The 11,546-nt window shown below is 70.0% G+C and carries 10 protein-coding genes and 2 pseudogenes; 3 read left to right on the top strand and 9 right to left on the bottom strand.

Annotated elements, in window-relative coordinates:
• Positions 1–364 precede the first annotated feature (364 nt).
• Both ABZ923_RS39595 and ABZ923_RS39590 read left to right on the top strand, forming a co-directional pair.
• Positions 365–3,211: an ABC transporter substrate-binding protein gene (locus tag ABZ923_RS39595; RefSeq protein WP_361482695.1), complete on the top strand. Its 2,847-nt coding sequence runs from the start codon at positions 365–367 to the stop codon at positions 3,209–3,211.
• 104 nt (positions 3,212–3,315) lie between these two features.
• The gene (locus ABZ923_RS39590; RefSeq protein ID WP_361482692.1) at positions 3,316–3,918 is read left to right on the top strand and encodes an HD domain-containing protein; all 603 of its coding nucleotides are present in this window, start codon (positions 3,316–3,318) and stop codon (positions 3,916–3,918) included.
• Positions 3,919–4,145: 227 nt separating this feature from the next.
• Here the strand turns inward: ABZ923_RS39590 and ABZ923_RS39585 are convergent, their stop codons facing one another.
• Positions 4,146–4,355, bottom strand: coding sequence for a hypothetical protein (locus ABZ923_RS39585; RefSeq protein WP_361482690.1), 210 nt, complete (start codon positions 4,353–4,355; stop codon positions 4,146–4,148).
• A 122-nt stretch (positions 4,356–4,477) separates the two neighbouring features.
• Here ABZ923_RS39585 and ABZ923_RS39580 point away from each other — a divergent pair, with 122 nt between their 5' ends.
• Positions 4,478–4,687, top strand: coding sequence for a hypothetical protein (locus tag ABZ923_RS39580; protein ID WP_361482687.1), 210 nt, complete (start codon positions 4,478–4,480; stop codon positions 4,685–4,687).
• 230 nt (positions 4,688–4,917) lie between these two features.
• On the opposite strand, the gene ABZ923_RS39575 is transcribed toward ABZ923_RS39580, so the two are convergent.
• From ABZ923_RS39575 to ABZ923_RS39540, 8 genes and pseudogenes are all read right to left on the bottom strand, one after another.
• A complete protein-coding gene (locus ABZ923_RS39575) occupies positions 4,918–5,907 on the bottom strand; it encodes a hypothetical protein (protein WP_361482685.1) in 990 nt (329 codons plus the stop codon).
• A 21-nt stretch (positions 5,908–5,928) separates the two neighbouring features.
• The gene (locus ABZ923_RS39570; RefSeq protein WP_361482682.1) at positions 5,929–6,966 is read right to left on the bottom strand and encodes a hypothetical protein; all 1,038 of its coding nucleotides are present in this window, start codon (positions 6,964–6,966) and stop codon (positions 5,929–5,931) included.
• A 39-nt stretch (positions 6,967–7,005) separates the two neighbouring features.
• Positions 7,006–7,221, bottom strand: a complete 216-nt coding sequence (locus ABZ923_RS39565) for a hypothetical protein (protein ID WP_361482679.1) — start codon at positions 7,219–7,221, stop codon at positions 7,006–7,008.
• Positions 7,218–7,580 (bottom strand): hypothetical protein, encoded by a 363-nt coding sequence (locus ABZ923_RS39560; protein WP_361482676.1) that lies wholly within the window; start codon positions 7,578–7,580, stop codon positions 7,218–7,220. Before ABZ923_RS39560 ends, ABZ923_RS39565 begins: the two co-directional genes overlap by 4 nt.
• 123 nt (positions 7,581–7,703) lie before the next feature.
• Positions 7,704–7,932 (bottom strand): annotated as a pseudogene (locus tag ABZ923_RS39555) (class I SAM-dependent methyltransferase); the annotation flags it as partial.
• A 27-nt stretch (positions 7,933–7,959) separates the two neighbouring features.
• Entirely contained in the window at positions 7,960–8,835 is an 876-nt protein-coding gene (locus ABZ923_RS39550; RefSeq protein WP_361482673.1) for a hypothetical protein, read from the bottom strand.
• Positions 8,836–9,163: 328 nt separating this feature from the next.
• Positions 9,164–9,466, bottom strand: a pseudogene (locus ABZ923_RS39545) (transposase); the annotation flags it as partial.
• 112 nt (positions 9,467–9,578) lie between these two features.
• A complete protein-coding gene (locus ABZ923_RS39540; protein ID WP_361482670.1) occupies positions 9,579–11,453 on the bottom strand; it encodes a discoidin domain-containing protein in 1,875 nt (624 codons plus the stop codon).
• Positions 11,454–11,546 lie beyond the last annotated feature (93 nt).

Genomic DNA, 11,546 nt, shown 5'->3' with positions numbered 1-11,546 from the left:
GAGGTGCTGAAGCTGGTCAACGAGGAGCGGACGAAGGCCGGCTACAGCCCGCTGGCGGCGTGCCGGTCCGGGCCCTTCCGCATGCCGCGGACCCACCCGAGCCCCCACACCCCGCACCCCCGCGCTGACACACCCACGGCGAGCGGATGCCGTACGGCTCGCCCGCGGCCGGGGCGTCCCCGTCCACGGAGTTCCGGCGTCCGCACGTGTCCCGCCGGCGCGGCGTTCCGTCGGGGGCGATTGTCACTGTCAGGCGATATTCTGACAAAGCGCTTGTGACACATGTGTCTTCAGACCACGGGGGGTGTCCATGCACGGCCGTGACTTCGCAGTGCCTCAGGACTGCCCGGGTGATCACCCGGGCATGTCGACGGAGGCCGGAATCGACGTCCAGCGGCAACTGGAGTCGCTGATCCAGGACTTCCGGACCAGCGACTCCCCGATGCCGGTCATCGTGCTGCATGCCGAGGACCCCGCCGACGACGACCGCGTCACCGCACTCGTCGACGAGCTGTGCGAGGGACAGCAGCGCCACGGGACGCGCCTGGCCGTCGCCCCGACCGAGCCGCAGCCGGGGGACGTCGACCCCCTGGCCAGGGCCACGCGGCTGCTGTGGGATCTCGGCGACTCCAGGAAGTGGGGCGGCCGGTCCGCCGCCTACCGGCCCTACGCCTTCCCCCGCCTCAACCTCGTCCGCGCCCTCCAGGAGGCCACCGACGACCCGGAGATGCGGGAGCACTGGCCGACCGTCCCCGCCGGCACCCCGGACGGCAACGCGCAGCGCGAGCAGGCCCAGACGCACCTGCTGCGCCTGTTGGCCCGGCAGCGCTGGCGGCCCCGCAGACCCGCGCGCCGGCACCGGCAGCTGCTCCTCAACGACGTGCAGCAGTTCCTGCCCATGGGCGTCCTGGGCGCGTTCACCGCGCTGCTCACCCGCCCCGAGTGGTACGTCGCCGTCCTGGCGGGCATCGGACTGATGATCCTGCTCGCCGGCCTCAACCACGTCCCCGGGCGCGCCCCCCTCTTCCTGTGGCTGCGCAGGGAGAGCCGGTGGTTCCTGACCACGACGTTCCTCCAGTCCGCCGCCCGCCGGCGGTCGACCAGCGTGCGGCTGCTGCGGCCCGTCCGCTCCTGGCGGGCCATAGCGGCGCGGACCTACGACGTGGCCGAGGCGATGCGGGAGGGCGGCCCGTTCCCGCTCCAGCTGTACGTGCTGGCGCTGTTCGAGGACCTGCGGGACAACCACCGGCGTGGCAGCTGGGACCTGCGCGGGTTCAAGCGGACGCGTCCGCCGGTGCTGTTCCTGCGCCGGATCAGCCAGGAGAACGGCGGCGTCGAACTCGTCAGGGCGGTCAGCGACGTCCGCAGCCGGCGCAGTGAGCTCGACCCGCTGCTCATCGTGGCGGGCGTGGCGGCCGGCGACGCCGCGCTGCTCGACCGCGGCACGGACGCCGACCCGCCGGCCGGCCGGCCGGTGCCCCCGCCCTGGGGCCTGCAGCAGCGGTTGCGGCACTGGTACGACGAGTGGGCCGGGAACCTCCGGGCCGACCAGTCGCCGAGCCGGACGAACGCCCTGCCCTGGGTGCTCAGGGTGCCGCTGCCCGGCGACGACCTGCTGCCGCTGCGGCAGACCGACTGGCGATGCGTGCGGGCCAGGCACCGGCCGCCCCTGGCCCGCGTGGTGTGGTCGGCGTACTCCCTGCTCCTCGTCCTCGTCCTCACCGGCACCGCGGGTGCCGTCCACTCCCTCGAACTGCACCGCGCCTACTGCTCGGCGGGGCTGCTGAGCGCCGACCGCGACACCGTACGGCGTCCCGCGCCCGGCGGTGGCACGGAGTGCGTCGGCATAGCCACCGGGGACATCCGGTTCGGCGCGTACCTCCCGGGCGGGGCCGACGAGGAGGGCCGGCGGCTGCGCGAGCTGGAGGACCGGGTGCGCGCCGAGAACGACGACGTGCTGCGCCACCACCACGGCACGTACGTCACCGTGGTGTACGCGGGACCGCTCAGCTCCTCCGCGACGGACTCCTCCCTGGTCAAGGGTGCCGAGGAGCTGGCCGGCGTGTACCTCGCCCAGCGTGTGGTCAACGAGAACTACACGGTGAAACTCCGGGTGCTGCTCGCCAACGGGGGCGTGGACATGGGGCAGCAGCGCGTGACGGCGGACGCGATCGCCGAGTACGCCGACCGGGACCCGACCGTGGTCGGCGTGGTCGGCTTCGGCCGGGACCTGCAGAGCAGCCTCGACGTCACACGCCGGCTCCAGTCGGTGGGGCTGCCCGTCGTCTCCGGCACCAACTCGGCGACCTACCTGCCGAAGCAGTTCTCCAACTGGTTCAGCCTCGCGGCGCCCGACGAGCACCAGACGCAAGCGCTCGGTCTCGTCGCCCGGCAGCTGCGCGCCCGGGAGAAGGACCCGTACGCGCTGGTGCTGGCCCGCGACACCAAGGATTCGCAGGACCGCTACACCAGCGAACAGGCCTTCTACGGCGGCCGGATGCTCCGCCGGGAGCACTTCCGGCTGCTGCCCGGGCGGAGCTACCGGGTGGCGAACGGCAAGCCCGAGCTGCGCCTGCACGCGGAGAGCATCTGCCGGGGCAGGACGGTCCCCTCGGTGATCTACTTCGCCGGACGGGTCGAGGACATCGGTCCGCTGATGACCCAGCTGGGCACCGAACCGGGCTGCGCCGGCCGGGAGATCTCCATCCTCACGGGCGACGACCTCAGCAAGGCCAGGTTCTCCGGCACGGGCGGCCGGGACGGCGTGGCCCCGCGGATCACCCTCTACCACGCCGCCCTGGCCGAACTGAGACAGGCCGCGTCCACGACCGCCTTCTACGAGGACGCCGCGAAGTACCTGCCCTGGGTCAAGGGCAAGGAAGCCGCCTACGACGCCCCCGGCTTCGCCAGCGGCCAGACGGCCCTCGCCCACGACGCGACGCGCGCGCTGTACTGGGCGGCCAGCCTCGGCGACGTGCCCCAGAGCCGCGCGGCGACCTGGGTCAACCTCAGAGGCGTGAAGCTCGACGGGATGGCCACCGGGACGATCGACTTCACCGACGCGCCCCTGTACGGCGAACGGCACGGCCACAGCATCGTGCTCAAGCGCGTCCGCAGGACCCCGCAGGGCGTCTCGGAGACGGAAGTGCTGTGCAGCAGGCCGGCCGGCAGCACCAAGCCGCTGAGCGTGCAGGAGTGCTCGATCCGATGACCGGGCCCGGCCCGCTCCCGGCCGGAGCGGGCCGGTCCGGACCGGCCGGGTCCCGGCCCGCAGGGCCGTACGGAGCACTCCGCGGCGGTTGTTACGCTCACCGGATGAGCATTCCGGGACCCGACGAGATCCGTGCGCTGCACGAGAGGTACGCGCCCACCGCCGAGGCGTTCGCCCTCGTCCACACCCACTGCGAGATCGTCTGGAGCATCGCCGAACAGCTCCTGTCCGACCCGCGCCTGCGCCACCTCGACGCCGGCCTGGTCCGCGCCGGCTGCCTCCTCCACGACATCGGCGTCTACCGCCTCTACGACGACGACGGACGCCTGGACCACACGCAGTACATCCGGCACGGGCTGCTCGGCCACGAGATCCTGGAGCAGGAGGGCTACCCGGAGCCGCTGCGCCGGTTCTGCTCCCACCACACCGGCGTCGGCCTCACCCGGCACGACATCCTGAGCCGGAACCTCCCGCTGCCGCCCGCCGACTACCTGGCGGTCACCGAGGAGGAGCGCCTGGTGATGTACGCGGACAAGTTCCACACCAAGTCCCGCCCGTCGGCGTTCCTCACCGCCGACGAGTACACCGCCCACGTCCGCCGCTTCGGCGAGGACAAGGTCACCGCGTTCCAGTCCCTGCGCACGGAGTTCGGCGACCCGGACCTTTCCGGGCCGGTGCCGTGCGGCGGTGCGTCGGTCGGCGCCTGACCGGGTATGGCCGTGCCACCGCGTGGTGCCGCTGGAGGGTCCAGCCGGTACCCGCTCCAGGCAGTCGGCCGCTGTTACCGTCCCCTTTCTCAGGACCGGCGAGAGGCCGGGGATGTCTGCGACTGCCGGGCCGCTTCTGCACGCCACGCATCAGCTCCGCGTTGACGGCGTCGAGACGTGCGTACAGGGGGCCTCCGGTAGTGACGCCCTCACCCATACCCCGATGATTACGGATCGACGTCGATCACTGTGACGAGCGCATTGCCCAGTCCGATCACCACCCACCAGTACCGCTCATCCGCCCGCACCCGCCAGGTCGACTTCACCCATTTCCCGGTGTCCGTGCGCACCTCTGTCGAGACCAACTCCCAGCTTCCTGGATCGAAGCGTGTCAAGGTCTGCAGGGGCGCGTCTCGTTCTCGGAGCCGTTCGGTCACGTGTGTGCTATGCACCCTCATCTGTACCGGTTCGCTCAGGATGTGCCGGACTCGCGTGAAGAGCGAGTCGAGGCACACGATCCGACGCGCTGCCCGCCGGCCTGGCGCACTGGGCGCCCTCCTTGCTCCGTGCCGACCCGGTGACCGGGGAGATCGCCGAGGAGGCGACCAGCCTTCTCAGGGAGACGGGTCTGCACGGCCACAAGTACGCCATCGACGCGCCCCTCGCCGCCGTCGCCCTGCGACAGCCCGGCCCGATCACCGTGTTCACGTCGGACGAGGACGGCATGCGCAAGCTGTGCGTCGACCGCGTGGCCGACGTAAAGCTTTGAGCCGAACACGGCCCCCTCTCGCTGTCTGCCCTGGTCACCGCCTCCGGGCGGCGACGACAGGCCGCCTTCCGTTCCCGGGACGTCCGGCAACCGGACGGGCGGCCGCTGTCCCTTGCGCTGTGTACCCCCTCGATGAAGATCGATCAACCGACAGCGTCCGCACCCTGAACGGACGGAACCCCGATCAGGACCGTCGGACCAGTGCTGGGACCTGTAGGGCAGTCGAAGGTTCACACGCGGTGGAAGACGTCGAGAGGGCCGTAAGGAGTCGGCTTGCTGTTGGCAAGCTCAGGGTGGTCGCCCACGCGGTCCCGGAGGATGCCGACGGTGTCGGGCCACACGGTGAAGTGCCCTCCGTCGCCGACGAGGATGCGGTCCCAGTCCTGGGAAGCCGAAACGCCGGCTCGGTCGATGACGAACCCGCGGCAGTCGGCCGCATCCTGATCGAGCGTGCGCACCAGTGCCGCGACCGCCTCCTCGCGGTCGGACACGGGGACGTCGGTGAGGCGCAGCGTGATGCTCTGCGTCGTCTCGTCCGTGCGTCGCACGATGCCGGTCAGGGACTGGTCGTAGCCCTTCCAGCAGGTGAACTCAGCCTTCGAGTATCGATCGTCGGCCAAGGCGGCGGCCAGGGCTGCGCCATCCCCCATCAGCGGCTCACGGCTTCCGACCGGCGTCTCGCGGAATCCGAAGAGGGCATTGGTCAGCGGGTGCACGGCGGAGAGCCCGGCGGTCTCCAGATGCGTGAGGAGCTGATGGGCGCGCGCGCTGTCCAGTTTCGGCACGTACCAGGTGAAGAAGCCCGCAGCCTTGGACGGGGCCGCGGCGGGGGCGTGGTCCGGGAACTCCTCCTGGAAAATGTGCCTGGCCCGTTCGTCGGGCACGACAGGCACCGTGTAGTTGTTGGCCCGGATGTGGTCCAGGAATTCCTGCGGCAGGGCAGCGTGGTGACGACGTACGTAGTGCGTGAGATCGACGGGCCAGAGCCAGGTGCCATCCGTCATCAGGGATCCGGAGCCCACGATCCACTCTTCGCCGGTGAGGACGTCGCGCTCGGCGCCCATCGTGGAGTAGATCTCCAGGGCCGATTCCAGGTAGGCGAGGATACGGTCCTCGTCCCAGGGCCCACCGTCCTGTACGGCGTCGCGCAGCGACGGCGCATCGTCCGCCGTGGTGGCCTGGCCGCCGATCTCCCGATAGAAGCCCGCTCGCTTGATCATTTCCACTCCTGTGAGCCTGCCCTAGTGGGCCATGGGCAGGTAGGTGCGCCAGTAGCCATTGTTGCCGATGGTGGGGGTCTGGTTGAGGCCGAGCTGGGGGGACGTTCCCACCTTGCTCGTGGGCGCCGTCACGGGCACGCCGAGCTCGTTGGCGACGGACTGCGCGAGGGGCAGCTCGGGCGGTCTCGCGTCGGCGCCGGAGTAGCAGGAGATGAGGCGCACCGGTTCACCGTGGTAGTTGGGGTTGCTGCGGATCGCGTCCGCGATGTGGTTGGGATGCACTTCGAAGTCCGTAAGGGTCTTCCCCGCGGCGTTGATGCGGCCGGGGACGAAAACCCCCTCGTCCGTGCCGTGGACGACCACGTCGTGTACGCCGGGGACACGGGCGACCCGTTGCAGGTTGTTCAGGGTGCGCTCGTCGTAACCCACCGTGGTGGTGTTCTTCCCGAAGTAGACCGGGTCGCCCGAGACCAACTCGTAGTCGCCGGCCCGCGCCGGAGGAGCGGGAATCTTCGAGTCGGGGGACTGGATCAGCTTCCACGTACGGGACTTGCCCATCTCGTCGAGGGCCGCGCTGTTCAGCCGGAAGCCGTTGAACAGGCCCTCCATTCCGCCGTTCTCGGCGACGATTCGGGCTGTACTCCCACCTGCCCCGAAGGCGCCGCCGAACTCCATGCCATAGAGGGCGGAGTCGCTCACCTCGTCGAGGCTGAGGCCCTTGCTCTCGCCGGTGGCAATGGCGACGGGCTGAGTGACAGCGAGGTCGACGGTGATCGACTCGAGTCCACCGATGGCGGCCGTGGCCAGGGTGGTGCCGGCGATGGTGGCGATCTCCGTGGACACGGTGACGCCGAGCGTGGCGGACAGCTCCAGGATCGAGGCGGTGGCGGCTGCCGCGGCGCCTTCGGAGATGCCCAGCGTGAAGACCGCGAGGGCTGTGCCGGCCACAATGGTGGCGCCGACGATCTCCAGCTCGTGCTCCAGATGCTTGACGGCCTTGTGGACGACGTCGGCGTACTGGTCGAGGGCCTTGGCCATGTCGCGGGCTCCATCGATCATGTCCTGGAGCCAGCCGTGGCCGTCGTAGTAGTACCGGCGTCAGAAGGGGTCGTCGAAGGCGGATATCGCCTCCCCTTTGTTGTGCTCGATGATGCCGCGCGCCGACTTGTTCGCGGCTGTCGTCACGTCTTCCAGGTCGTCGGCGAAGTCCCTCCAGGCTTTGGCCGCGTCCCGCAGCCCGCCTTCGTCGGCATCCGGCCACCACATGCCGGTCAGGTCCTGGACGATCTCCTTGGCCTTGTCGGCCGCGCTCACTGCGCGCTCCCGTGGCCGTCGTGCGGGGCGGGCTGGATCTTGCTGAACATAGAGTGGACCAGCAGTTCGTTGTCGATGTGACCGTCGGCCATGTCGGTCATGGCCGCTTCGATGCTGGCCAGGCCGAGCGCGAGAATACCGGCGGCGGTCTCCATCCTCTCGACGTGCGGGCCGTAGCACTCGTGGAACTTCTGCCCCTGTTCGTCGTCACCCCATGGTGAACCGGCCGCCGCCAGAGCCGTCTTGAGCTTGGTCAGCGCCTTGGCCAGGTCGGAGCTGTGCCTATGGAAATCCGGGGCCGTCGCCTTCAGATCGGCGATCTTGATGTCGAGTACCTTGCCGTCGCTGTGGTCGCCCATGGCGTCTTCTGCTCCCCCTGAGTCGGCTGACCGGCCCGAAGCCGGTAGATGACCGAGCCGGTTTGCTCTCGCGATCACGGTCAAGGGGCGGCAAAGTTCTGATCAAGGTCGGCACAGGGTGAGGGCAGTGATACCTCGCCGAGCAAGGTGGACGAGAGCACGGGCCGGTGCCGCAGCCGATCTCCAGCACGGAGCGCGGGTCACCCAGCAACTCTGGGCCGGGCCCGTGACCGGTGTACTGGGTCCAGCAGAAGCCCGGCTCCGCGTCTTCCTTGAACGCGGAAGCGGCGAAGGTGTCCCACAGCCGAGAACTCGGGCCCGCGCCTGCGTCGAAGACGGAAGGCCGGAACACTGCGCAGTCAGGAGGGCTCTCGCGGCGTCAGGACCTGGGTTCCTCCAGCTTGACGGCAGCGGAGTCCGCGCCGTGCGGTTCAGCCTGTGCCGGGACGAAGGATTCGTGCTCTTCGACGACTTCGCCGTCCACGATTTCCCCCTCCATCACTCGGTGCGACGGGTCCGCCAGTGGCAGGCCGGCGAGATGCTTCTTGAGCCTCTTGGCCATGGGAAGGTAGGTCGCGAAGGTGAGCCCACCGGAGACAGCAGCCCCTACGAGAGGGATGGCCTTCGAGACGGCCTTCGCGAACGACTCCTTCGTCATCTTGACGCCGATGTAGGCCGCGACCTTCTTCACTATGGGATAGACGACGCCCTTGGTCAGCGCCTTCTGAGGCAGCTTTTTGGCGACCTGCTCCGACATCATCCCCGCGACCTTCCCCACGGCGGCGTTCGCCGACTGGGTGCCGAACATCACGCCGAAGAACAGCGTGAGCACCCCCACGGTCGCGTCATCGACGTCATCGCCCTCGTCGGAGAACAGCTCGGGCCAGCTGTAGAGATAGGCGAGCTTCTGCGCGATACGCAGCATGTGGCCGACGTACTGTGCCAAGTCGGCGGGCACCGTTGCGGGAAGGGCGAGGATGCCGGGTATACCGGCCGCGGCGGAGAGAGCGCTGACCTTGGCGGTCTCGTAGCGGATCGAGTCGTTGGCCGCTTTCTCCACAACGTCGACGGTGATACCCGCCGCAGCGGGGGTCTCTTCGATCGCTACGCGGATCTCATCCTCGGTGCAGTGGCGCGCCAGCGCCGTCCGGAGGTACGCCTCTCGGTGGATACGCACACCGGGGAGCTTGGCTGCCGCCAGCAGCACCGCGAAGAAGCGCGACTCCGGATTCTCGACCTCTTTACCCTGCTTCATGGCAGGAACTTACAGTAGCTCTGCGCTGCAAGGGGCCGCCTGCACCAGCTCCGTTGGGACCTCGTTAGGTAGGAGGGGATCGCGATCCTCACCTGTCCTTGTCTGCGGACTCGCTGTCGCTGCGCTCCATCGGGTGCGATGAGGCATGGCAACAACTGGAGCTCCACAGCTCCGCGCCTCCAGTGACCAGCTTCGGGAGGCCAGGAGCCGGTGATTGTCATACTGATCGACCAGCTTGAACACCATCGCGAGGGCGGCGGCTCGGGAGCCGGCGCCCTTGGTGACCTTGGTCCGCAGCCGGACGGTGGCGAAGGTCGACGCCGGCTCAGGCGTCGGACGACTCGCGGTAGCCGTCGGTCATCGCCACCAGCTCCTTGGTGCCGTCCGCGCGCACCCCGACCACCACCAGGACGGCGGCCTTCGCCTCCTTCAGGCGGATCCGCAGGTGGATGCCGTCCACCCACACGTAGACGTAGTCGGTGCCGGACAGGTCGCGCTCCTGGAACGCGGTCTGGTCGTCCCTCCACTGGGCGGTCAGTCGGGTGACGGTGGCCGGCGACAGGCCGGAGGCAGAGCCGAGGTCCGGGAAGGCTCGCGGCGTCCGCCCGGTCGGGCTTACTCGGTGACCTATCGATCGATCACCAGCAAAGCCCCGGCAGCATGCCCCGCACCCGGGACCGCATCGGCGCGGTTCCGCTGGTGCGCCGCCGCCGGCCGGGGACGGCGGCGCGCGGGTGGGCGGGTCAGCCCTTCTGTTCCACCCGCACCCAGTCGATCTCGGCCTGCACTCCCCCGCCCGCGATCCTGTCCACGCTCGACTGCGGCAGCCCCCAGTACGGCGAGGTGACCTTGTTCCAGCCGGCCGGGTAGGCGCCGCCGAGGGCCAGGTTGAGGATGACGTACTGGTTGTGGTCGTACACCCACTGACCCCGGGTGGACTCCAGCTTGTTGCGGGTGGTCTCCTGGACCAGGCGGTCGTCGACGGAGAAGCGCAGGGCCGTCGGGGTCCATTCGACCGCGTAGGTGTGCCACTGGTCGGCGGTGCCGCCGTTCGGGTAGGTCTGGCGGGCGCCGATGTTGCCGTCGGCCGAGTAGCCGGGGCCGTGCAGGGCCGAGCTGGTCCAGTCCCCGTAGCCGATGTTCTCCATGATGTCGGTCTCGCCGGAGGCCGGCCAGGAGACGGACGGGTCGTCCACGTTGCTGCCGAGCAGCCAGAACGCGGGCCAGAAGCCGTCGCCGACAGGCAGTTTCATCCGGGCGCTGACCTTGCCGTAGGTGAAGTCGACGTGGGTGTGGGTGTCGATGCGGCCCGAGGTGAAGTCGTAGGTGCCGCCGCCCGCCCGGGTGCAGCCCTTGCAGTACTTCGCCTTCAGGATCAGGCTGCCGTCCCGGGTGCTGATCGTGTCGGGTGAGTCGACGTACGCCTGGGACTCGCCGTTGACCGGGCCCATCTCGGTGCCGGTGCGCACCACCCGCCACTTGGAGCGGTCGAGTGCGGCGCCGGTGAAGTCGTCGAAGAAGGTGGTGCGGTAGGTGCCCGGCTGGTCGGCGGGCAGGGCCGGGTAGGCGGCGGAGGCGCTGCCGCCGGTGCCCCAGACCTGGAACTCGTACAGCGAGTAGCCGAACTGGGCCGTGGCGGGCGCCGGGTTGTAGAAGGAGCGTCGCTCCTTGCCGAGCATGCGGACGTAGCGGCCGGTGACCGGTGCGGGGAGGGTGACGGTGTCGTGCAGGCCCACGGCCTCGGACGGGGACTTCACGTTCGCGCGGCGGGCGGCCACGTCGGCGGCCGAGGGCTGGTACACCGTGCGCCAGGTGCGGTTGTCGTCGGAGACCTGGAGCTGGTAGTCGACGGCGTAGGCCGCCTCCCAGTAGAGGTCGACGGAGGAGACGGACGACGGGGCGCCCAGGTCGACCGAGACCCAGCGGTCCGCGTTCCAGTCGCTGGACCAGCGGGTCGCGTCGTCCTTGAGGTTGGCGGGCCAGCCGCCGTCGGTGACGAAGGCGGGTGAGTTCCCGGCGTGTTGGTAGAGGTTCGAGTACGCCGGGTGGTTGAGGGCCAGGTTGGTGCGGGTCGTCGACGCCGGCGCGGGTTCGCCGCCGTAGACCTTGACGTTCCACAGCGAGTATCCGTAGGGCGTGGCGCGTTCCAGGCCGCGCAGGCGGACGTAGCGGCCGGTGACCTCCTGCGGGTAGGTGTGCGCGGTGACCGTGCCGCCGGTGCCCGCGGTCTCGGTGTAGAAGGGCGTCCAGTCGGTGCCGTTCTTCGAGACCTCCAGGACGTAGCGCTTGCCGTAGGCGGCCTCCCAGTCGAGGACGACGCGGTCGACGCGGATGACCGAGCCGAGGTCGACGCGGATCCAGGCGTCGTCGGCGAAGTTGCTGGACCAGCGGGTGGAGGCGTTGCCGTCGAAGGCGAGGCCGGGCGCGGTGCCGGCGTTCTCGCTGCCGGAGGCGGTGACGGCGGCGGGGTTGACCTGGTAGGCGGCGGCCGATCGGTCGGTGTCCCAGGCGGCGGCCGCGGGGGCCGCGGAGGCGGGGCCGGCCAGGAGCGGCCCCGAGGACATCAGGGCCGTGGCGGTGAGGGCGGCGAGCAGGGTGCGGCGGACACGGTTCGGCATGCGGCTCTCCTCGTGGGGTGGAGGTGCACGTACTCAGTGAATGTCAGGTGCATGACAGACAGGGGGGCCGGCCGGCGGACACGGGCTCCCGAG

The sequence above is a fragment of the Streptomyces sp. NPDC046881 genome (genome assembly GCF_040645015.1).
Taxonomy (GTDB): domain Bacteria; phylum Actinomycetota; class Actinomycetes; order Streptomycetales; family Streptomycetaceae; genus Streptomyces.
This window is presented reverse-complemented; position numbering and strand designations above follow the sequence as displayed.